Origin of the sequence: uncultured Phascolarctobacterium sp. (assembly GCF_937920985.1) — a bacterium.
In the GTDB taxonomy this organism is placed as follows: Bacteria; Bacillota; Negativicutes; order Acidaminococcales; family Acidaminococcaceae; genus Phascolarctobacterium_A.
Map to the genome: position 1 here is coordinate 43,718 of NZ_CALDXR010000033.1, position 21,501 is coordinate 65,218.

The 21,501-nt window shown below is 47.8% G+C and carries 18 protein-coding genes; 10 read left to right on the forward strand and 8 right to left on the reverse strand.

The genetic code is table 11. From position 1 onward, the window contains the following. Nucleotides 1-12 precede the first annotated feature (12 nt). The 4 genes from Q0612_RS06050 to Q0612_RS06065 all read left to right on the forward strand — a co-directional run bounded on the left by Q0612_RS06050 (nucleotide 13) and on the right by Q0612_RS06065 (nucleotide 4,597). A complete protein-coding gene (locus Q0612_RS06050; RefSeq protein ID WP_298882099.1) occupies nucleotides 13-1,257 on the forward strand; it encodes a 2-hydroxyacyl-CoA dehydratase in 1,245 nt (414 codons plus the stop codon). Between the two features lie 210 nt (nucleotides 1,258-1,467). After that, the gene (locus Q0612_RS06055; RefSeq protein WP_298882102.1) at nucleotides 1,468-2,658 is read left to right on the forward strand and encodes an MFS transporter; all 1,191 of its coding nucleotides are present in this window, start codon (nucleotides 1,468-1,470) and stop codon (nucleotides 2,656-2,658) included. 121 nt (nucleotides 2,659-2,779) lie between these two features. Then, entirely contained in the window at nucleotides 2,780-3,910 is a 1,131-nt protein-coding gene (locus tag Q0612_RS06060; RefSeq protein WP_298882105.1) for an SEC-C metal-binding domain-containing protein, read from the forward strand. Nucleotides 3,911-3,946: 36 nt separating this feature from the next. Next, entirely contained in the window at nucleotides 3,947-4,597 is a 651-nt protein-coding gene (locus tag Q0612_RS06065; protein WP_298882107.1) for an exonuclease domain-containing protein, read from the forward strand. 79 nt (nucleotides 4,598-4,676) lie between these two features. On the opposite strand, the gene Q0612_RS06070 is transcribed toward Q0612_RS06065, so the two are convergent. From Q0612_RS06070 to Q0612_RS06090, 5 genes are all read right to left on the reverse strand, one after another. Beyond that, a complete protein-coding gene (locus Q0612_RS06070) occupies nucleotides 4,677-5,696 on the reverse strand; it encodes an asparaginase (protein WP_298882175.1) in 1,020 nt (339 codons plus the stop codon). 27 nt (nucleotides 5,697-5,723) lie between these two features. Further along, nucleotides 5,724-6,152 (reverse strand): C-GCAxxG-C-C family (seleno)protein, encoded by a 429-nt coding sequence (locus Q0612_RS06075; RefSeq protein WP_298882109.1) that lies wholly within the window; start codon nucleotides 6,150-6,152, stop codon nucleotides 5,724-5,726. A 101-nt stretch (nucleotides 6,153-6,253) separates the two neighbouring features. Next, nucleotides 6,254-6,751: an HD domain-containing protein gene (locus tag Q0612_RS06080; protein WP_298882111.1), complete on the reverse strand. Its 498-nt coding sequence runs from the start codon at nucleotides 6,749-6,751 to the stop codon at nucleotides 6,254-6,256. A gap of 197 nt (nucleotides 6,752-6,948) precedes the next feature. Further along, a complete protein-coding gene (locus tag Q0612_RS06085; protein WP_298882114.1) occupies nucleotides 6,949-8,625 on the reverse strand; it encodes an ammonium transporter in 1,677 nt (558 codons plus the stop codon). A gap of 181 nt (nucleotides 8,626-8,806) precedes the next feature. Next, nucleotides 8,807-10,894, reverse strand: a complete 2,088-nt coding sequence (locus Q0612_RS06090) for a glutamine synthetase III (protein WP_298882117.1) — start codon at nucleotides 10,892-10,894, stop codon at nucleotides 8,807-8,809. A gap of 737 nt (nucleotides 10,895-11,631) precedes the next feature. Between Q0612_RS06090 and Q0612_RS06095 the strand changes: the two genes are divergently transcribed. Together Q0612_RS06095 and Q0612_RS06100 are read left to right on the forward strand one after the other, a co-directional pair. Then, the gene (locus Q0612_RS06095) at nucleotides 11,632-13,089 is read left to right on the forward strand and encodes a monomeric [FeFe] hydrogenase (RefSeq protein WP_298882120.1); all 1,458 of its coding nucleotides are present in this window, start codon (nucleotides 11,632-11,634) and stop codon (nucleotides 13,087-13,089) included. 126 nt (nucleotides 13,090-13,215) lie between these two features. Next, nucleotides 13,216-14,106: a DMT family transporter gene (locus Q0612_RS06100; protein WP_298882122.1), complete on the forward strand. Its 891-nt coding sequence runs from the start codon at nucleotides 13,216-13,218 to the stop codon at nucleotides 14,104-14,106. A gap of 47 nt (nucleotides 14,107-14,153) precedes the next feature. Here Q0612_RS06100 and Q0612_RS06105 read toward each other — a convergent pair whose 3' ends face one another. After that, entirely contained in the window at nucleotides 14,154-14,321 is a 168-nt protein-coding gene (locus Q0612_RS06105) for a hypothetical protein (protein ID WP_298882124.1), read from the reverse strand. Continuing rightward, the gene (locus Q0612_RS06110; protein ID WP_298882127.1) at nucleotides 14,294-15,034 is read right to left on the reverse strand and encodes a LysR family transcriptional regulator; all 741 of its coding nucleotides are present in this window, start codon (nucleotides 15,032-15,034) and stop codon (nucleotides 14,294-14,296) included. The genes Q0612_RS06105 and Q0612_RS06110 overlap by 28 nt, the downstream gene beginning before the upstream one ends. Nucleotides 15,035-15,392: 358 nt before the next feature. On the opposite strand from Q0612_RS06110, the gene Q0612_RS06115 reads away from it, so the two are divergent. The 4 genes from Q0612_RS06115 (at nucleotide 15,393) to Q0612_RS06130 (ending at nucleotide 20,459) form a co-directional block, all read left to right on the forward strand. Continuing rightward, nucleotides 15,393-16,943: a succinate CoA transferase gene (locus Q0612_RS06115; RefSeq protein WP_298882130.1), complete on the forward strand. Its 1,551-nt coding sequence runs from the start codon at nucleotides 15,393-15,395 to the stop codon at nucleotides 16,941-16,943. After that, complete coding sequence (locus Q0612_RS06120; protein WP_298882133.1) at nucleotides 16,915-18,570, forward strand: methylmalonyl-CoA mutase; 1,656 nt, start codon at nucleotides 16,915-16,917, stop codon at nucleotides 18,568-18,570. The genes Q0612_RS06115 and Q0612_RS06120 overlap by 29 nt, the downstream gene beginning before the upstream one ends. A 77-nt stretch (nucleotides 18,571-18,647) precedes the next feature. After that, on the forward strand, nucleotides 18,648-20,018 hold the full coding sequence (locus Q0612_RS06125; RefSeq protein ID WP_298882136.1) for an MmgE/PrpD family protein: 1,371 nt from the start codon (nucleotides 18,648-18,650) through the stop codon (nucleotides 20,016-20,018). A 3-nt stretch (nucleotides 20,019-20,021) separates the two neighbouring features. After that, nucleotides 20,022-20,459, forward strand: a complete 438-nt coding sequence (locus Q0612_RS06130; RefSeq protein ID WP_298882139.1) for a PaaI family thioesterase — start codon at nucleotides 20,022-20,024, stop codon at nucleotides 20,457-20,459. Between the two features lie 122 nt (nucleotides 20,460-20,581). Here Q0612_RS06130 and Q0612_RS06135 read toward each other — a convergent pair whose 3' ends face one another. Then, entirely contained in the window at nucleotides 20,582-21,433 is an 852-nt protein-coding gene (locus Q0612_RS06135; protein WP_298882142.1) for an Rpn family recombination-promoting nuclease/putative transposase, read from the reverse strand. Nucleotides 21,434-21,501 lie beyond the last annotated feature (68 nt).

Here is a 21,501-nt window from a genome sequence, read left to right on the forward strand (position 1 = left end):
GGAGATTTGCATATGCTACCAGCAGCTAACGTTAAGTTTACCCCCTTCACGGAGGATATGAAAAAAACGCATACTATACTTGTACCCGGCATGCTGCCTATGCATTTTTCACTGCTGCAGGCAGCACTCGTAAGCTGCGGCTACAAAGCCGAGGTTCTGCACAACACCGGCCGCGAGGTAATCGAAACCGGTCTGAAATACGTCAATAATGATATCTGCTATCCGGCACTGCTTGTTATCGGCCAGCTGATAAACGCTTTGGAAAGCGGCAAATATGATTTGGAGCACACTGCGCTGATTATCACCCAAACCGGTGGCGGCTGCCGTGCCTCCAACTATATCTATCTGCTGCGCAAGGCTTTGGAAAAAGCCGGCCTTACGCACATCCCTGTCATCAGCCTCAACGTCAACGGTCTGGAGCAGCAGCCCGGCTTCCATCTGGATGCATCCATGGTGCATAAGTTTTTAGCTGCCGTAATTTACGGCGATACCCTGATGTACCTGACGAATAAAACACGTCCCTACGAAGTTGTACACGGCGCAGCCGACAGATTGGCGCAAAAATGGCTGGCACGCTTAAGCGAAGCCTTCAAAAGCGGCAAGGCGCAGGCCTTAGGTACTATCAAGCAGCTTACTAAGGCTATTGCGCACGAATTTGCGGATTTGCCTATCACCAATAAGGAAAAAATCAAGGTTGGTATTGTCGGTGAAATCTACATCAAATATGCAGCTTTGGGCAACAACAATCTGGAAGCCTTCCTGCAGCGTCAGAACTGCGAATATATGCTGCCCGGTCTGATGAATTTCATCATGTACTGTGTTGATACTTATCTTACGGACTATAAGCTCTACGGCGGCAGCCTGCTCAAATACAGCGTCAACAAAGGCGCTATGTGGTATTTGAAATATATGGAAGGCATCCTGCACCAGGCGCTCAGTATTGCGCCCTTCAGCGCCCCCGCTACCTATGAGGAAACCAAGGCTATGGCCAAGGGCGTTATCGGCTACGGCAACAACATGGGCGAAGGCTGGCTGCTGACTGCCGAAATGTTGGAGTTGGTGCACAGCGGCTACACCAATATCATCTGCGCTCAGCCCTTCGGCTGCCTGCCTAACCACATCGCAGGCCGCGGCATGATTAACAAAATCAAGGAGATTGCCGAGGAGGCCAATATTCTGGCACTGGACTACGATGCCAGCGCTGCCCGCGTTAATCAGGAAAACCGCATTAAGCTGATGCTGGCGACAGCAAAGTAAAAAAAGCATAAAAGATTTCCAAGGCGTTCTACCGTACTTAAGTAGAACGCCTTTACTGTTTTTGCCCCTTAACGACAGTCCTTTTCAAAGAAAACCTCCGCACTATCCCGCAACAAATAATTTACAATCTTTTTGCTTGTAGCACACAAATATGCTGTGCTATAATATTCAGCGCAATTTTATAGAATGAAAGTAAGGTGCTTTATATATATGGAAAACAAAATAACTACCCGCGAATGGCTGCCGTTAATCGGCATGACCGTTTCCGCTTTTATTTTTAACACATCGGAATTTATGCCCATAGGCCTTTTATCCGATATCGCCGCAGATTTTCGCATGACAGAAGCGCAGGCCGGTATGCTGATTACCATTTATGCCTACGTCGTAATGCTCATGAGTCTGCCGCTGATGATTGCTGCTTCCCGCTATCCGCTGCGCAAGCTTTTGCTGGCAACCATCAGCCTGTTCGCCGTATCGCATGTAGCCTCTGCCTTTGCCACCGGCTTTTGGACGCTGCTGCTTTCGCGCATCGGCGTAGCCTTCGCCCACTCCATTTTCTGGTCCGTCGCCTCGCCTATCGCCGTGCGTCTTGTCAAAGGTCCCTTTAAAGCACTGGCTATGAGTATGATTGTAACCGGCACGGCCATCGCCATCATCGTCGGCCTGCCTTTAGGACGTATCATCGGCCTTTACGTAGGCTGGCGCATGGCCTTTATGTGTATCGCCGTTTTAGCCTTTATCGTACTAGCCTACATGTTCCTGGTATTTCCCAAGCTGGAAAAAAGCGAACCGTTTACGCTTTCGCAGTTGCCGGTAATGCTGAAAAATCCTGTGCTCATCGGCCTCTATATGATGTCCTTTTTGCTCCCCACCGGCTATTATACCGCCTACAGCTATATCGAGCCTTACCTGAAGCAGATTGCGCTGATGGATGATGCCTGGATAACCATCACCTTGGTTATTTTCGGTGCAGCCGGACTTTTGGGCAGTGCAGCCTTTTCCAAATTGTACGATAAATGCCGTTACCATTTCTTCCGCATCACCGTACTTGGCGTTGCAGTTGTTTTGCTGCTGCTCTACCCCGTAAGCATCAATCATTATCTGCTGGTGCTGCTCTGTGCTGTCTGGGGCATCTTCGTTACCGCCTTCAACGTTGTAGGCCAGGCAGAGCTTTTGCGCACAACTACTATGAGCACCTCCGCTGTGGCTATGTCGATTTACTCCGGCATTTATAATCTTGGTATCGGCAGCGGCAGCTATCTGGGCGGACTTATCTGTACGCATGCTTCCATCGCTTATATAGGTCTCGGCGGCGGCGCAATCGTGCTGCTTTCCTTTATTTACTGTGCCTTTTTCCTTATTCCCGCTATGCGTCGCCAGAAAGTAGAGGCTGAAAAATAAATTTAACCGCCGAAAAGCGTATAATAAACTGTATATTAAATTTCCTCACTTGCTATATTTCCTGTTTTTATTTATAATTAAGAGATACGTAAGATTACAAAGAAGGAGATTTTCTATCAATATGTCTGCAAGTACAACCAAAACCAAGAATCAACCATCCCGTAAACCTGTATTGCTGGATTACTTAAAAGCCTTCACTAAGGATAAATTGATTTTTGCAGCTCGTCAGCTCTGCATCACCTACAGCAAGCTCAAAAAGGACGAGCTTGCTGAAAAAATCTGCACAGAAATGCAAAAGCCGGAAATTGCAGCAAAACGCTTTGCTATTATGCCGGACGAAAACATTCAGGCCTTCGAAGCAGCCATGGAGAAAAAATGTTTCCATCCTACCTACAGTGAATATGCACTGCTGCTGCCCTTTATTTCTATGGGCTACATTGTTTCCTATCCCGATGACTGCTTCGAAGCAGTAAAGGAAGCACGCACCGTCTACAAAAAAATCAACACCGCAGATTTCCAGGCTCACCGCCAACAGCTGGCATGGCTTTTGGACTGCATCACCGCTATGTCCAGCCTGCACCTTATCCTGCCTGTAGAATTTTTCTGCGAAATGTATAATCAAAAAGCAGGCTTTGAGCTTACTCCGGAAACTCTGCCGCAGCTGCTGGACGAGGTTCCGAGCAACTTTAACCCCTGCGCAATTAAAGATGGCCGCATCCTGCTCAAGAAAAATGACAGCGATGACTTCTACACCAGACTGGAGCAAGGCAGAAAGCCCTTCGGCCTGTACCTGCCTACCGTAAAGGAAATCACCATGCTTTCCCACTACGGTTATATGCAATCTACTACCGCATATCAGGATCTGCATGACTTCTTCACTCAAGAGCTGAATGTTGCGGCACTGGATGCACATTACTGGTGCCAGTACATCTATGAATTTGAAAACTCCAACACCGACGGCAATACCTCTGAGCTGATTCAGAAGCTGCAGGCTAATATTCCCACCTGGAACAATTACAGCCATCTCGGCAGACTTTCCGTACTGCTGCAGAACGCCCGCAACAATGCTACCCGTATGTTCTGCCTCGGTGGCCACACTCCTAACGAAACTATCAAGCTGCTGCGTGACGCACAGCAGGCAGCTCAGCAAAATACCCGTGTAGGTGCCAAAGCGAAAAAGGTTTATCCTAACGATCCCTGTCCCTGCGGCAGCGGCAAAAAGTATAAAAAATGCTGCGGTAAAAAGCACTGAGCAGCAGGCTATGCTTTAGTGTAAGAAGGAATTGCAATGAAGAAATTTTTAGTCGTTGATTTTGAATTTACTACCTACGAGCGCCCTGTCGGCCGTCCGCGCGGCTTCTTTTCCGAGATTATCGAAATCGGTGCAGTGAAGCTGGACGACGAACCGCTCACCGACTGCGGACGCATACAAAGCTTTGTCAAACCGCATTTTTATCCTAAGCAGGCTAAGGATTCTATGGATTTTTGCATGATTACCGCTAAGGATATGCAGCAGGCCATTGAATTTCCTGACATGGTGCAGGAGCTGGCAGCGCTGTATGAAAGCGGCGAAACCTACTTTGTAGCTTGGGGAACCGAGGATTACAAGGTACTGCAGACAGGCTGCGAGCGTCATAAAATCGAAAACCCCGTAAAATACGAGGACTATCTTGATTTGGCGCTGGCCTACCGCCTTTGGAAGGGTGATGATTACACCACCGGTCTGAAAAAGGCTACCGAGGAACAGGAGGTCAACACAGCCGGCCTGTGGCACACCGCCTTTGACGATGCCAACAACACCGGCAAGCTGCTGATTGAAATGTTTAACCGTGGCTGGAAGCTGGGGGATTTCTTCGCTGCCCGCGAGGTTTACGAAGCGGAGCGCGCTGCCCGTCAGGCAGAACGTGCCAAGCACCATAACGGTTACAGAAGATGGTAAAATTTTAAAGCGCACCATAAAAAAGCTATCACCGGGCTTTGCCCGCTGATAGCTTTTTTGCTTTTATGCTGTTTATCTTTTAGTAACAACTGAAAATCTCCTGCACCTCGTTGCGCTCCTGCGTCCGCAAAAGTGCCAGCTGCAGCAAAAGGCGTGCCTTTTGCGGATTAAGATTATCCGCATACAAAAAGCCTTGCTCCTGCCAACGCTCCAGACCTGCGGCAACAATACCGCTGCCGGTGCGGCTGGAACGCACTACTACAACGTCGCGGCCAACAGCCTCCGCCAGCGCCGCTTCCACAGCCTCATGAATGCTGCCCATACCGCTGCCGGCGTAGATAAGGCCATGTGCGCCTGCTGCCAGTGCCGCATCCACAAATACGCGATCCTCACCGATATGCGTGTAGATGATATCCACGCGCGGCAAAGCAGTAACACCGCTCACATCAAATTCGCTCTGCAGTGTGTGCGGACGCACGCTGCGATAATAGTAATGTACCTCACCGCCAACTATAAAGCCTAAAGGACCACCGTTCGTTGCCTTGAAGGTTGCCACATTCGCCGTGTTCGTCTTGGTCACGTCACGCCCGCTGTAGATTTCATCGTTCATCATCACCAGCACGCCCTGTCCGGCGCTTACAGCATCCACAGCTACCTTAACAGCGTTGATAATATTCAAAGGTCCGTCGGCACTGACTGCGGTGGCAGGACGCATTGCGCCCACGAGTACCACCGGCTTAGCACTCTTTAGCGTCAGATTCAGAAAGAAGGCCGTTTCTTCCATAGTATCGGTACCATGGGTAATAACAACGCCGTCGACATCATCCTGCGCCAGCAGCTCATTGCAGCGCTGCGCCAAGCGCAGCAGCAACGCATCGGTAATACTGCTGCTGTCGATGTTGCACAGCTGCTCGCCGCTGATATGCGCCAGCTCGCCCAGTTCAGGCACACCTGCCAGCAAATCGGCAACGCTGTAGGCACCAGCAGTATAGCCTGTCATCTGGATACCGGAGGCAGCCTTGCCGGCAATAGTACCGCCGGTTGCCAAAATTACAATATTTTTCAACTCAGTTTTTTCCATCAGCCTGACCTCCCTCAGTCCTTCTGCAAGCTCCGCAGTTAAGTATTATTTTACCATGCCCTTTTCCTGCAGATAATCAGATACCATGTCTGCCGCTTCGGCAGTAATCTTAATACATTTAGTTCTGTATTCCGGTGTACCGAAGCTCAGGCGATTCAGTGCTCTACAGCAGGAAGTGCCGAAATGCTTGGTAAAGCGCTCATGAAACTCATGCGTATATTTATAGACCTCTGTCTGATGCTTTTCAGACGGATCCAATCTGCCAACGATAGAACTGATAACCAGGCAGGAACCGCTCAGCGCACCGCACACGCAGCCACTGCGGCCGATACCGCCACCCATGCCGGACACCATGCGGATTGCTACATCCGGCAGGCCCAGCTTTAAGCCGTCATTGCACGCCTTAACTACGGATTCTACGCAGTTATTGCCCTCGTTATGGTACTGCTCTGCTAAATCATAAATTTCCTTCATATTCTATGCCTCCAAAAAATAACCTAATCCTGTTTATTTTAGCAAGCATAGAACAAAATAGCAAGAAAAATGCTGTAACCGAAAAGCCACAGCATTGTATATCAAAGACCGAACATAGTCTTTGCCAGCTTTATTCCGCTCTCTGTTTTAAAAATCCGCTCCACAGCCTTGGCAATATTCTCCTTCGGCGTACCGTCCTCATAAAAATTTACTATAAAATCAGCTTCCACAAGCAGCTGATAATCAAGGCCGTCAATCATATTATATGTATGATGATGACCGACAAGATAGCAGATGCGTTCAATTTTTTCAGGTGTATAGCCAACCTTTTGCAAAAGCCCGCGTGCTACCGACGGTCCCTCCTGCTCCTGAATTTTACCGGTGCAATGACCGGCACCGTACTTGGCTTCACCCGGCTTAATACCGCAGTCATGCACAAGACCTGCCGCCTCAACAAGCTCTGTCAGCTCTGCATCTGCACCCTCGCTCTCAGCCAGCTGCTTGGCCAAACTGGCAACCTTGATAAAATGCTGGCAGCGGCGTGCATCTCCGGCAAAAAAAGCTATCATCTCATTATATAAAGCAACGTTTTTATTCATAGCATTCACTCCAATCCGACTAAAATACGATTCAATCTTATTTTGGCCTAAACAATGCAGTTTTGCAAGTTTTTTCGCCATAATAAGATTATAAAAGCATTCTCCTCCAACACACAGAAAAGCGCTCTTAGCCTGCATTACGCAAGACATCGAGCGCCTTCCTGTTTTATTAGGGAGTTAGATTAGGGAGAAGCAAATTATTTTTCCTCAATAGGATAATCCTGCAGAGCATCATAGCCTGTTTCACCGGTACGAATCTTAACAACATCCTCAACATCATAGATGAAGATTTTGCCATCGCCGTATTTGCCGGTATACAGAACCTGCTTAGCAACATTGACTACTGCTGCAACAGGAATTGCGGAAACAATCATTTCAACCTTTACCTTCGGCAGCAGGTGTGCAGCAACCTCAGCACCACGATACATTTCCGTAGAGCCCTTCTGGATGCCGTAGCCCAAAACCTTGGTAACAGTCATGCCGGTAATTCCCAGCTTATCCAAAGCATTTTTCAATGCTTCGAAACGATTTTGCGAGGTGATAATAACAACCTTGCTCATCTTTACTGCGCCTGCAGGCTTAGCTGCAGTTTCCTTGACCGGAGTAACATAAGTAGTAGTAACAGAGGTCTGTACCTCCAACGGAGTTTGCATAAAGTCGGCATAGCTGCTGAGCAGGCCATGCTCTTCCATATCCAGGCCTTTGATTTCTTCGGATTCCTTAACACGCAGACCAAAGAGCTTATCAAGAACTTTAAAGATAATCGTCATCGTAATCGCAACATAGATTGCTACAACTACAACGCCGAGGATTTGTTTTACCAGGAAATCAGTACCGCCGCCATAGAAGAGGCCACCGTCAAGAGCGAAGAGACCGGTTGCGATAGTACCGAAGGCACCGCAAACACCGTGAACAGAAATGGCACCGACAGGATCATCAATCTTCAGCTTCTGGTCGAAGAATTCAACAGCAGCAACTACCAGCACACCGGCAATCAGGCCGATGATTAAAGCGCCGGCCGGACTTACCATGTCGCAGCCTGCGGTAATTGCTACCAGACCTGCAAGCACGCCGTTCAGTGTCATGGAAACATCAGGCTTGCCGTAACGAATCCAGGTGTAAATCATAGTTGCGGTAGCAGCAGCTGCTGCAGCCATGTTAGTGGTAATGAAGATAGCACCCATGGAAACCAAGGCGTCATCACCGGTTGCGCAGACGGTGGAAGCACCGTTGAAGCCAAACCAACCGAACCAGAGAAGGAAAACGCCCAAGGCCCCAAGCGGAATGCTGTGACCGGGAATAGCGTTTACCGTACCGTCGGCATTGTATTTGCCGATACGCGCGCCAATCATCTTGGCACCGACGAGAGAAGCAACGCCGCCTACCATATGAACGGCAGTTGAACCGGCGAAATCGTGGAAGCCCATCTGTGCGAGCCAGCCGCCGCCCCAAATCCAGTGACCGCTAATCGGGTAAATAATAGCGCTGATTAATACGCTGTAAATGCAATAAACCAGAAAGTTGGTACGTTCTGCCATAGCACCGGAAACAATTGTTGCTGCTGTAGCACAGAACATCGTCTGGAAGATAAAGTACGCAGTGCTTGGATAGCTGGCACCGTAATCACCTTTTACAAAGAAGTCCGGCGTGCCGATGAAGCCGCCGATATCGGTACCAAACATCAGGCCAAAGCCCAGAACCCAGAAAACAATGGAGCCGAGGCACATATCCATGACATTTTTCATGACGATGTTGCCGGCATTTTTGGCTCTGGTAAAGCCTGTTTCAACCATTGCGAAGCCCGGCTGCATAGAAAATACCAAGAAGGCACCTATCAGCACCCATATAGTATCGGCAGATACATATTTGTCCATTTGTAAACACCCCTCAAATTATAATATTTTTTAACGTGTCATTGAGCAGCGCTCACATGGCATTAGCTAAAGAAAAAGGGGCGTACCCGATTTTTCGGATACACCCCATTGTGTATGAGTTTATATATATTATTTTATCTTAACACACCTTACTCAAGGCTGTCGAGAAGGCAACTGCAGCTTACTCATTTACACCAAACAACAACTCACCATAAGTCGGATAGTCGAGATACTTACCACCGGTCAAAGCTTCGGCAGCATCAACAGCACTTCTCAGCTTGCCCATTTCTTCAAGAACGGTATCGTGATAGTACAGAGCCTGCTTCTCGCTATCGCCGATTTCTGCTGCTTCCTTCAAGCCATCTTCCAGCTTCAGGGAGGATGCATACATTTCTCCGCCCAGCTTGCTCAGCTTATCGGCAAGTGCGCCTTCAAATCCTGCACTGATACCGGCAGCCTTTTTATCAAGTACTGCTTTGGTCAAATCTCCGGTATAAGCGGTAACTGCCGGGAGGATGTCCTTATGGAACATATCCAGCATGGTTGCTGCTTCGATAGAAATCGTGGTGCTGTAGTTCTCCAGCAGGATTTCTACACGGGATTCAACCTCGGCTTTAGTGAAGATGTTATGCTTTTCGAACAGCTCGATGTTCTTGGCATGTCCCAGATACGGCAGAGCCTCCGGAGTAGATTTGAGGTTCAGCAGGCCACGTTTAGCTGCTTCCTCAACCCATGCATCGGTATAACCGTTACCGTTGAAGACAATGCGCTTATGAGCCTTGTAGGTTTCTTTAACCAAATCATATACTGCTGCTTCCAGATCAGGAGCATCTGCCAGCTTATCAGCAAATTCATCCAGCTCTTCGGCAACGATGGTGTTCAGTACGATGTTGGGACCAGCGATGGAGAACATGCTGCCCAGCATACGGAATTCAAATTTATTGCCGGTGAAGGCGAAGGGAGAGGTTCTGTTTCTGTCGGTGTTATCCTTAACAAGAGCAGGAATGGTATCGTCGCTTACTTTAATGTAGCTTTCCGGGTTGCCGTTGTAAACCTTGTCTGCTGCAATAGCTTCGAGAACTGCAGTCAGCTCAGTGCCAAGGAACATGGATACGATAGCCGGAGGAGCTTCATTTGCGCCCAGACGATGGTCATTGCCGGCGCTGGCAACAGATACACGCAGCAGATCTTGATATTCATCAACAGCCTTGATAATTGCTGCCAGGAAGGTCAGGAAGCGGATGTTTTTGTACGGCTCCTTGCCGGGATCCAGCAGGTTCAGGCCTTCTTCCGTAGATAAGGACCAGTTGTTATGCTTACCGCTGCCGTTTACACCATCAAAAGGTTTTTCATGCAGCAGGCAAACAAGACCGTGACGCAGAGCAACACGTTTCATGAACTCCATCATCAGCTGGTTATGGTCAGATGCTACGTTGGTAGTTGTGAAGATAGGTGCCAGCTCGTGCTGTGCCGGAGCAACCTCGTTATGCTCGGTCTTGGCGAGTACGCCCAGCTTCCACAGCTCCTCGTCCAAATCCTTCATGAAGGAAAGAACTCTTTGCTTGATAATGCCGAAGTAGTGGTCGTCCAGCTCCTGCCCACGCGGAGATTTCGCACCGAAAAGGGTACGGCCGGTGTAAACCAGATCTTTACGTTTTTCCCACATTTTTTTATCTACGAGGAAATATTCCTGTTCCGGACCAACAGTGCTGTTGACGCGGATGGTATCAATGCCGAACAGCTTCAGCAGCTTGCAGGCTGCTTTGCTGGCTGCATTCATGGAACGCAGCAGCGGAGTCTTTTTATCCAGCACTTCGCCGGTGTAGGAGCAGAAGGCTGTAGGAATGCACAGGCAGTTATCTTTGATAAATGCATAGGAGGTCGGGTCCCATGCTGTATAGCCGCGGGCTTCAAAGGTTGCACGCAGGCCGCCGGACGGGAAGCTGGAAGCATCAGGCTCGCCCTGAATCAGCTCTTTGCCGGAGAAGTCCATAATAACACGGCCTTCGGCAGTAGGAGAAATGAAGCTTTCATGCTTTTCAGCAGTAATACCGGTCATCGGTTGGAACCAATGGGTGAAATGAGTGCAGCCATGCTCCAGAGCCCAGTCCTTCATAGCATTGGCGATGATATTAGCAATTTCCAGATTCAGCGGAGTGCCTGCAAGCACTGCTGCCTTATATGCCTTATAGGTTGCAGTCGGCAGACGGTCCTTCATAACGCTTTCGTTAAAAACTAAGCTGCCAAACAGTTTCGGTACATCATTCATTGTAAAACCTCCCTAATTTCTCTCTGAGAATTTCCTTGGGTTTACGAAGTGTAAGCCCCTCATTTGAAATACAGTTTTTTGTGCTTTACAGATTTTCTTCTCTCTGGCTCTGTAAATAAGAAAGCACCGTCAGCTGCGCCTTGCGCTGCTACGGTGCTTCGTTGCACTTATCATGGGTAAGATATAAATTATAATTCTCACCGCTGATATAACAGAAAAAGCAACCACGAAGTTTGGATCTTTCAATCCAACAACCACGTCGTTGCTTTATGCGCTTATTATAATACTAGGATTTGAATTTGTAAAGGGGGGTAAGAGGAAAAATTTTTATTTTTTTCGTGGAAAACGCTTTTTCTGTTAGCGTCACAATTAACATTTCTTTCCGTTCAGAAAAAATTTTCCGTGCCCAAAGGGCACAACGCAAATTTCGTGTGGAACCATATGCGAAGTGCTGCAAAACTCGCGCGAAGCTAGGAATTTTTGCAAGATAAACATACAATAGCGCTCAAACAATGCAGCACTTCGATGCTTCCAGACACTCATTTGCTAAAATTTTTATTCACTTCCCGATATGTTAATTGCTTTTCGCATGAATATCTTCAAAAAATAATGCTAATATAAAATTAACGGTTATACTACACACGCTTCAGCAGGATTTTTGCGTTCTGTAAAGAATTGTACAGTATAGAGTATGCAATGCAAAACGCAATATAACTAATTGCCAAGGAGGAACCCTTATGGAATTAACCGCTGTTGCGCAGCTGCGCCGCATGGTGCTGGAGCATTTATCCCGCTACACCTGGAATAACGAGTTGCCTGATCATGTCTACGATATTCTGCAGGAGGTACGCGAGGACACTCCGCGTTACCGTTGCTGTGTTTATAAAGAAAGAGCTGTACTGAAAAACCGTATTGATATGGCGCTGGGTCAGGAGTGCTCCAGCAATATCATCGAGGCTGCCAAGCTGACGCTGAACGAGCCTGAGCGCACCGATTTGCCGATTATCGACGTGCTCCCCGCAGCCTGCGACCAATGCCCGATTGATGCTTATTACGTTACCGATATGTGCCGTCACTGCATCACCCACAAATGCATGAATAACTGCCCGAAAAAGGCTATCAGCATAATTCAGGACCGCGCCTTTATCGATAAAACGAAATGTATCGAATGCGGTCGTTGCAAGCAGATGTGCCCCTACGGTGCGATTATCGAAATCCATCGTCCCTGCGTGCGTGCCTGCGCCATCGGTGCCATCAGCATCGGTGAAAACCGTAAGGCTGTCATTGACCACGAAAAATGTGTTTCCTGCGGTGCCTGCCGCAACGCCTGCCCCTTCGGCGCCATTGACGAGCGCAGCAATATTATCCGCGTTATCCGCGAAATCCAGCAGGGCAAGCAGGTTATCGCCCTTGTGGCACCGTCCATCGTAGGCCAATACGGTTTGAAGATTACCATGGCGCAAATTTACGAGGCACTGCAAAAAGCAGGCTTCGCTGAAGTTGTAGAGGTTGGCGTTGGCGCCGATATCACCAGCGTTAAGGAAGCAGAGGAATATTTGGAGAAGGTTCCTGCCAAGCAGGGCTTTATGACCAGCTCCTGCTGTCCTGCCTTTGTTAAGCTGATTAAAACGCAGGTACCGGAGGCAGCAGACAAGATTTCCGACACTCCCTCCCCCATGCTTACCTGTGCCGAATTAATCAAGCAAAAATATCCCTATGCCGTTACCGTGTTCATCGGTCCCTGCATCGCCAAAAAGGTGGAAGCACGCGAGCACCGCGAAACCATCAACTACGTGCTGACCTTTGAAGAGATTATGTGCATGCTGGAGGGCAAGGATATAAAATTTGCGGAAATGAGAGGTGATACTGCTTATGAACGCGATGCCTCCAAGCTTGGCCTGAGCTTCCCGCTGACGGCCGGCGTAAGCGCTGCCGTGCAGGATACGGTTGCAGCTATGGGCGGTGAGGTACATAATGCGCAATACTGCTCCGGACTGGACAAATGCCGTGATACGGTTAAGGCTGCTGCCGCAGGCAAGCTCGACTGCAGCTATATCGAAGGCATGGCCTGCTCCAACGGCTGTATCGACGGTCCTGCTGCCGTAGGCGACTTCCACATTACGAAGGTTGCCCTGACGAAATACGCAGCAGCAGCCCCCAATAAGCAGGCTGCCGAAGACAAGCACACAAAATAAAATTTTACAAACTATCCCTTCTGTTGCATTGGCAGAGGGGATAGTTTGTTCATAGCAGGATTTTAGTCTGCTAAAATCATAGAGTGCGTTTTACTGCACACTAAAAGAACGGAGATTCCCAAGCAAATGCAAAACACTCGCTACATCGGTCACATTGCTGCCCTCATTACAATTGCTACCTGGGGCACGACCTTTATTTCTACCAAGGTTTTACTTACCGGCTTTCAGCCGCTGGAAATTCTTTTTTTCCGCTTTATTATGGCCTTTTTCGCCCTTTGGCTGGCCTATCCTAAAATGCTGAAAACAGATAAAAAGCAGGAGCCTGTTTTTATGGCAGCAGGCCTCTGCGGCATCTGCCTCTACTACCTTTTGGAAAACATCGCCCTGACCTATACGCAAGCCTCCAACGTTAGCGTAATCGGCAGCACAGCGCCTTTCTTTACTGCGCTGCTGGCGCATTATTTTATGCATTCTGACGGCAGCTTAAGCAAACAGTTCATCATCGGCTTTTTCATCGTAATGGCAGGCATCGCCTGCATCAGCTTCAACGGTGCAGCCATGCAGCTCAATCCACTGGGTGATTTGCTGGCGATTTCGGCTGCCGTCGTGTGGGCGTTTTATGCTCTGCTGACGAAAAAAATCAGCAGCTATGGTTATCCTGTTATCCTCGCTACACGCAGAACCTTTTTCTACGGCATTCTCTTTATGCTGCCGGCGCTGGGCTTTCTGGATTTTGAACTGAACCTGGCGCGCTTCGCCAATACTACCTATCTTTTTAACATCGTCTTTCTGGGTCTGGGTGCTTCCGCCCTCTGCTTCGTCACCTGGAATTTGGCAGTTAGGGAGTTGGGCGCAGTAAAAGCCAGCGTTTATATTTATATGGTTCCCGTCATCACCGTCATTACCTCGGCGATTGTCCTGCAGGAAAAAATTACTCTGCTGGTAGCACTCGGTACCATCCTGACGATGACTGGTCTGTTTATATCAGAATACCGCCCGAAGAAAAAAATACAGTAAGAAGGCAAACAAATACGCCCTAGGCATCAACAGCCTAAGGCGTATTTTTATTTATTCTGCATATAATAATTAATAAAGGTCTGCGCAACCTGCGACAGCTCTCTGCCCTTAACTATAGACAGCGTCATCTCCAGAAACAAGCGCTCATCCTTGATTTCCTTGCGGACCAGATTCGCCGGAAACAATTCTACAGCCGGTGCCGGTACAATTGCCACACCGGTATTTTTTCTGCCCAGGCTATGGCCGAAAGCTTAGTAGTATTAATACTCATAACCTGCGGGAAAATGTGTGAATCCGAGCACACAGAAAAAAACAGCTCAGAACAGCCACGCGAAAGACATAACGGAATGTCCTCCAAATCATCCAGCAGGATATTAGGCTTATCATTTTTCAGATACGGGCTATCCTTATGAAAAAGCGCAACCAGACGCTCTTTACGGCTGAACAGCGTTTCAAAGCGTTTAGATTGCTTTAGGGGTGCATTGGCAATGCCTATTTCCGTTTTCCCCTCCAAAAGCTGCTGGGTTTGTTCGTCAATCGGCACCTCATACAGCTCATAATTAATATGCGGAAACTCTCTGTAAAAATCACTCAAAAAGTTTTTAATAAAGTTTATTGACATCGAAGGTGACAGACTGATGCGCAGCGTACCGCTAAAACCTGCCTGACAGTCAACTATCTCCTTCAGAGCGCTGTTTTCGACCGAGCAGATATACTTAGCCTTGTTATATAAAATACAGCCTGCATCCGTAAGCTCAATGCTGTGACCGCCACGGCGCACATGCAGCAGCTGCGTACCAAAACGCTTCTGCAGCACCTTAAGCTGATTACTCAGCGCCGGTTGGGCAATCGCTATCTGCTTAGCTGCGGCAGAAATACTGCCGGCCTCAACTATGGCAATAAAATTGCGGTAATATTCTATGTCCATATATAGTTCTCCTTTACTTCTCTCTGCCTTTATTATACTATACAGCAATATTTCTGAGTACTTTTTTAGTTTTTAAAATTAAATTTTTCATAAAACCAATGACAGCATATGCAAAACGCATATAACTCCAATAGATTATTTTTATAAGTGATTAGGAATAAACGCATAAGTTTTTCGTTTTTTTCTAAAAACAGACAACTATATATCATGAATTATCCTGTTCCCGCATCAAAGAACGAGTTAACGTATATGCATTTTTTATATGTAAAATGTATTTTCCGTATTTTACTTTATATGTTGATAGATTTAAACTGTAAGCAGATAAGGAAATTTCCAAAAAAGAAAAGAGGTTTTTAAAATGCTGGATGCAACACGTTTGCGCACCCCCTGCCTATTTGACAAAATAGTCAGCGCGGACGAAGCAGCCACACTGATTACCGACGGTATGAATGTCGGTGTCAGCGGCTTCACCCCCTCTGGCTATCCTAAGAAAACCACACTTGCTCTCGCTAAAGCCATCAAGGCCGGCAAAAAATGCCGTATCAATATTTGGAGCGGTGCTTCCGTCGGACCGGAAATCGAAGAAACACTTGCCGAAGTCGGCGGTATCAGCGGACGCATGCCTTATTATGCAGCCTCCAACAAAATACTCAGCCGCCAGATCAACACCGGCAGCGTAACCTATATTGATCAGCATTTAAGCCACTTTGCCCAACAAATCGACTACGGCTTTTACGGCGATGTTGATGTTGCAATCGTTGAAGCCGCTGCTATTAATGCAGACGGCAGCATTGTTCTCGGTTCCGGTGTTGGCAACACGCCTATGCTTGTAAAGCATGCAAAAAAAATTATCGTTGAGGTCAACACATCTATCCCGCTGACGCTGGAGGGAATGCACGATATTTACATCTGCAGCAAACCACCAGAGCGCACCGAAATTCCTATTTACCATGTCGGCGACCGCATCGGTTCTCCTTATGTAAGCTGCGGACTTGACAGAATTACCTGCATCGTCGAATCAGACATTGTCGACCATGTACGCAATTTAAGCGCTCCTGATGAAGCAAGCAAAAAAATTGCCGCTAACCTGGTTGATTTTTTGGAGCACGAGCAGCGCCACGGCCGTCTGCCACAGCAAATGCTGCCGTTGCAGTCCGGCGTAGGAAACATAGCCAATGCTGTATTAATGGGTTTGGCAGAATCTAAATTTGATAATCTTACTATGTACTCGGAGATTTTGCAAGATTCTGTTTTTAAGCTGATCAAATGCGATAAGGTCACCCAAGCCTCCGGCTGTGCCTTCACCCCATCGCCGACAGTTTGGGAGATGTATAAAGAAGATCCCGAGCTCTACCGTAATCGCATTGTTCTGCGCCCGCTCGACATCAGCAATAATCCGGAGGTCATCCGCCGCCTCGGCGTTATCTCCATGAATACACCGCTTGAATTTGATATTTACGGTCAGGCAAATTCTACCCATGTTATGGGCAACCGTATGATGAACGGTATCGGCGGCAGCGGAGATTATATGCGCAACGGTTACCTGACAATATTCTCTACCCCATCAACTGCCAAAGGCGGTAATATCTCGAGCGTAGTTCCCATGGTTTCACACGCAGATCATACCGAACATGATACGATGGTTTTTATTACCGAGCAAGGTGTAGCCGATATCCGCGGTCTGAGTCCTCTAAAACGGGCCAAACTGATTATCGAAAAATGCGCCCACCCCGATTTCAGGGAACAGCTTTATGATTACCTGAAAATGGCGCAAAGAAAAAACGGCCATGAGCCTGTTGATTTGGAACACGCCTTCGACATGCACATAGCGTTAGAAAAAACAGGCACGATGAAAGAGAAATCCAAGGAGGAAAATCATTATGACTACACGAGAAAATTTACAGCTTAGCTTAGATGCCTATGATGCCAAGGTTGCCAAGGCAATCGCAAAATTCCCTGAACGGCAGCATTTAAGCGAAAAGCGCTTATATACACCCTTAGATATCGATGAAAAATTTGATTATAACAGTAAACTCGGCTTTCCCGGTCAGTATCCCTTCACCCGTGGCGTACAGCCCACAATGTACAGAGGCCGCCTGTGGACTATGCGTGCTTATGCAGGCTTTGCCACTGCCGAAGAAACCAATGCCCGTTACAAGTATTTGCTGCAGGCAGGCCAAACCGGTCTTTCCGTAGCTATGGATTTACCGACACAAATCGGTCTGGACAGCGATGCACCGTTATCCGAAGGCGAAGTCGGCAAGGTTGGCGTAGCTATTGATTCTCTCGCTGACATGGAAAAGCTTTTTGAAGGGATTCCGCTGGACAAGGTCAGCACCTCGATGACCATCAATGGTTCGGCAGCCGTACTTTTGGCAATGTATGTTGCTGTTGCCGAAAAGCAGGGCGTAAAACCGGAGCAGTTGAAGGGCACTATTCAAAACGATATTCTCAAGGAATATATCGCCCGTGGAACCTATATCTTCCCGCCACGTCCTTCCATGCGCCTGATTACAGATACCTTTGCTTATTGCTCGCAGAATATCCCCAAATGGAATACTATCAGCGTTGGCGCTTATCATATTCGCGAAGCAGGTGCTTCCGAGGTACAGGAAATCGCTTTTGCCTTCGCTAATGCCATGGCCTATATTGATGCTGCAATCAAAGCAGGCCAAAAGGTTGATGATTTTGCTCCCGGTATCAGCTGGATTTTTACCGCAGGCCTGAATTTCTTCTCTGAAATAGCTAAATTCCGCGCTGCCCGCCGCTTGTGGGCACGCATCATGAAAGAGCGTTACGGAGCTACCATTCCCAAAGCACAGATGCTGCGAGTACACGTTCATACCGCAGGCAGCGTGCTGACAGCACAGCAGCCTTTGAACAACGTTGCCCGCATTACCTGGCAGGCTATGTCTGCTGTACTTGCAGGCATTCAGTCGATGGCCTGCTGCGCGTATGACGAAGCCATTGCCCTCCCGACGGAAGAAAGTGCAACGCTTGCACTGCGCACCCAACAGCTCATCGCTTACGAAAGTGGTGTTGCCGACACAATCGACCCCATGGCCGGTTCCTATTATGTTGAAGCACTCACTGACAAATTCGAAAAAGAAGCTTATGAATACATCCAAAAAATTGATGCCATGGGCGGTGCGGTTGCTGCTATCGAACAAGGCTATATGCAAGGTGAAATGGCTGCCCATGCCTACGAATATCAGACAGATATTGAAAAAGGCAAGCGTACAGTCATCGGCGTCAACAAATTTGCAGACAATAAGGCTGTCAAAACAAATGATATTATTACGGCAGATTTAAGCGTTGCGGAACGTCAGATTGCCCGTGTAAATGAAATGAAGGCTCACCGTGACCAGCAAGCAGTAGATGCTTCCCTGAAAGCTCTGAAGGAAGCTGCCAAGGGTGAAGCTAACCTTATGCCTTATCTGATTGATGCTGTTAAAACCTATGCAACCTTAGGCGAAATCTGCGGCGTACTGCGCGAGGTTTTCGGAGAATACCAGCAGGGAGGTAATTTGTTTTAAGGCTAAGGCAGGTGTTTACGTTGCATTTGGCGAATACCATGGCAATAGTTAAAATTAAAGAAAGGCAGGTATTAACAATGACAACTAAAGCATTAGCAAAATTTACCGCAGAATTGTGCTACGAAAAGCTTTCTGCTCACAGCATCGAAATGGCTAAAAAATGTCTGCTGGACTGGCTGGGAATTGCTGTCCGCGGTTCTCAGGAAAAACCGGTACGTATTATACATGATGTTATCCTGCAAGGTGATGCACCACAGGCGAATATTTTCGGCAGCCTTCCCGCCAAAAAGGCCAGTGCCCTGAACGCAGCCTTTATCAACAGCGCTGCTTCCCACAGTCTGGATTTCGATGATCTTCATAACCCGTCTATTATCCATCCGGCCTGCGTTGTTGTTTCTCCCGCGCTGGCTGTCTGCGAGGCAGAACACAAAAGCGGTAAGCAGCTCATCGCAGCAATTTGTGCAGGCTACGAAGCAAGCGGGCGCGTAGGCGAAGCGGTTATCCCCGAATCCTACTTCTTTTGGCATACTACCGGTACCGCAGGCACCATCGCCGCCGGTGCTGCTGCCGCCAACGCTCTCGGTCTTGACGCACAGCAGACCTTGATGTGCTATGGCAGCGCCGGCACCCAGGCCGCAGGCCTGTGGGAATTTTTAAAAGAGGGTGCCATGAGCAAGCCGCTGCACACGGGCAAGGCTTCCTACAGCGGTGTTCTCAGCGCTTATCTGTCGCAGAAGGGTTTTACTGCAGCCAGTGAAATTTTAGAAGGCGAAAAGGGCTTCTGCCGTGCCATGGTCAAAGAACCGCACCTGGAGAAACTTACCGAAAACATGAGCACTGATAAACTGAAAATCGACATCAACTCCTTCAAGCCCTACGCTTGCTGCAAGCATGCCCATGCCGCTCTTTACGCCATTCAGGAGCTGCGTAAGGCTCATTCCCTACAGCCTGAGGACATCGCTGAAATTAAACTGTACGTCAACAATATTACCAACTATCTGATCAACAATCCGCAGCCGCAAACTCCCTACGGCGGCAAATTCAGTATTCAATATTGCTCCGCTGCTATGCTGAAGTTCGGCGAAGTAGGCATTGCGCAGTTCAGCGAGGAATGTATCCATAACAAAGAGCTTATGAATTTAATGCAGCGCATCAAGGTTATCCGTGATGAGGCTATGGAACAGCTTCATGCAGCAGATGCTTCCAAGCTGGCTTCCAGAGTAGAAATCCAGCTGCAAAACGGACAAACACTTACAATGCAGGTTGATTATCCTAAGGGAGATCCGGAAAATCCTCTGACTTGGGAGGAGCTCTGCGCCAAGTTTATGAGCCTTGCCGTACCTGTTTACGGTGAAGCAAAGGCATTACGTTTACAAAATTGGGTAGCAAGCCTTGAGCAATGCAGCGACGTTGCCCAAGCGCTGGACGCCTGTCTAAAGGAGGAATGATTTATGCAACCGGAAGAAATTATCCGAAGCGTAAAAGATATCTACACGCATAACGCTTTTATGCAGCACTGCGGCATAAAGGTTCACAGCATCAGCTGCGGCAAAGCTGCAGTCGGCCTGCGCATCGACCCTGTTATCCATACAAACCTCAACGGCAAGTTGCACGGAGGCTTGCTTACAACACTGGTGGATAATGCCACCGGCATCGCCTGCGCCGCTATGGGCAAGCGCGTGGTTACGGTATCGATGACCGTAGATTTCATCAAGGGCGCTCCTTCCGGTGCAATGGTAGAGGCACAAGCTGAGGTTGTTTCGCATAATGGCCAGTTAATTACTATGCAGATTCATGTATATGATACTGATGCAGATACACTGCTGGCTACCGGCAGCTGCTGTATGCTGACGATTGCCGACTTCCCCGGAATTCCGGAAAAATGGTAAGTGTCAGCTTCGCAAGCAGTCTATAAAGCGTATACCATAACAGCTTAACTGCTTTCGTTATAATGTAAAAAGGCGTTCTCCCACTGCGGGAGAACGCCTTTACTGTAAGCAACTTATTAAATTCATTCCACCTCAATAGCTTCAACCTGTTCAACGGAAAGCGAAGTAGCCTTAGCAATATCCTCTACAGATAATCCCATACTTAAAAGACGCTTTGCAGTTGCAGTCTTTTCTTTTGCCTTACCTTCGGCGAGACCCTGAGCCTTACCCTCGGCCAGACCTTCGGCATGTGCTTCGTCACGCAGGTCTTTCATACGCATTTCGTAAGTCATATAGGCATCCCTCACTTTCTTGTCATTTTTAATTTCTACAATCGTGTCAGCAACCTCACGTGTAAAATTACTGTTAATAGTATTGCTGTTGATGTAGTCAAACAGACTTTGAATGTCCGGTGACACATCACCTTTGGTTCCCAAGGTATTGAGAAACATAATAACTGCTTCATCTGCCAATTCAATATTCATGTTTTCCAGACAACGCTTCTTAAAGGTATAAATACGCTGAGAATCCTGAAAAAAATCAAACAGGCAAAAGAAAATTATATACGTAGGAGATAATTCGTCATAATCCTGACCTTTTTGTAGCATATCCGTATCAAGCATAGCCTGATAGTAGCGGGTACGCTTAGGCAGCAGAAATTTTCCTGTAGCACGATTAACAGGATTCTTTACCTGCATTTCCAAATTGTAATGAGTATTGGCAGCATCTGCAATTCTAACATCCAAACGAATACCATGGCTGTCAGGATAAACATCGATAGTCTTCTCTGCTTCAAGATAGGTAATATCTGCAATTTGGGTGTGTAAAAGCTCTTCCAGAATATGCTTGCAGATGCGCTTTCTGAGCATAACGTGCTTGAAAAGAAAATCGTTGGACAAAGTCAGCTTGTCAAGATTAGAAATTTGCTTTTGCATATGTTTCCTCCTTTGATTATAGCATAATTTGTAGTAAAAATATATAAGCCGGCAATCGCGACTGACAA

What these genes read in the sequence shown, in the direction of transcription:
- Q0612_RS06130 (WP_298882139.1), top strand. Translation starts at nt 20,022, where the DNA reads ATGCAACCGGAAGAAATTATCCGAAGCGTAAAAGATATCTACACGCAT.
- Q0612_RS06100 (WP_298882122.1), top strand. Translation starts at nt 13,216, where the DNA reads ATGCAAAACACTCGCTACATCGGTCACATTGCTGCCCTCATTACAATT.
- Q0612_RS06080 (WP_298882111.1), bottom strand. Translation starts at nt 6,751, where the DNA reads ATGAATAAAAACGTTGCTTTATATAATGAGATGATAGCTTTTTTTGCC.
- Q0612_RS06135 (WP_298882142.1), bottom strand. Translation starts at nt 21,433, where the DNA reads ATGCAAAAGCAAATTTCTAATCTTGACAAGCTGACTTTGTCCAACGAT.
- Q0612_RS06095 (WP_298882120.1), top strand. Translation starts at nt 11,632, where the DNA reads ATGGAATTAACCGCTGTTGCGCAGCTGCGCCGCATGGTGCTGGAGCAT.
- Q0612_RS06120 (WP_298882133.1), top strand. Translation starts at nt 16,915, where the DNA reads ATGACTACACGAGAAAATTTACAGCTTAGCTTAGATGCCTATGATGCC.
- Q0612_RS06085 (WP_298882114.1), bottom strand. Translation starts at nt 8,625, where the DNA reads ATGGACAAATATGTATCTGCCGATACTATATGGGTGCTGATAGGTGCC.
- Q0612_RS06060 (WP_298882105.1), top strand. Translation starts at nt 2,780, where the DNA reads ATGTCTGCAAGTACAACCAAAACCAAGAATCAACCATCCCGTAAACCT.
- Q0612_RS06125 (WP_298882136.1), top strand. Translation starts at nt 18,648, where the DNA reads ATGACAACTAAAGCATTAGCAAAATTTACCGCAGAATTGTGCTACGAA.
- Q0612_RS06110 (WP_298882127.1), bottom strand. Translation starts at nt 15,034, where the DNA reads ATGGACATAGAATATTACCGCAATTTTATTGCCATAGTTGAGGCCGGC.
- Q0612_RS06115 (WP_298882130.1), top strand. Translation starts at nt 15,393, where the DNA reads ATGCTGGATGCAACACGTTTGCGCACCCCCTGCCTATTTGACAAAATA.
- Q0612_RS06065 (WP_298882107.1), top strand. Translation starts at nt 3,947, where the DNA reads ATGAAGAAATTTTTAGTCGTTGATTTTGAATTTACTACCTACGAGCGC.
- Q0612_RS06050 (WP_298882099.1), top strand. Translation starts at nt 13, where the DNA reads ATGCTACCAGCAGCTAACGTTAAGTTTACCCCCTTCACGGAGGATATG.
- Q0612_RS06055 (WP_298882102.1), top strand. Translation starts at nt 1,468, where the DNA reads ATGGAAAACAAAATAACTACCCGCGAATGGCTGCCGTTAATCGGCATG.
- Q0612_RS06090 (WP_298882117.1), bottom strand. Translation starts at nt 10,894, where the DNA reads ATGAATGATGTACCGAAACTGTTTGGCAGCTTAGTTTTTAACGAAAGC.
- Q0612_RS06075 (WP_298882109.1), bottom strand. Translation starts at nt 6,152, where the DNA reads ATGAAGGAAATTTATGATTTAGCAGAGCAGTACCATAACGAGGGCAAT.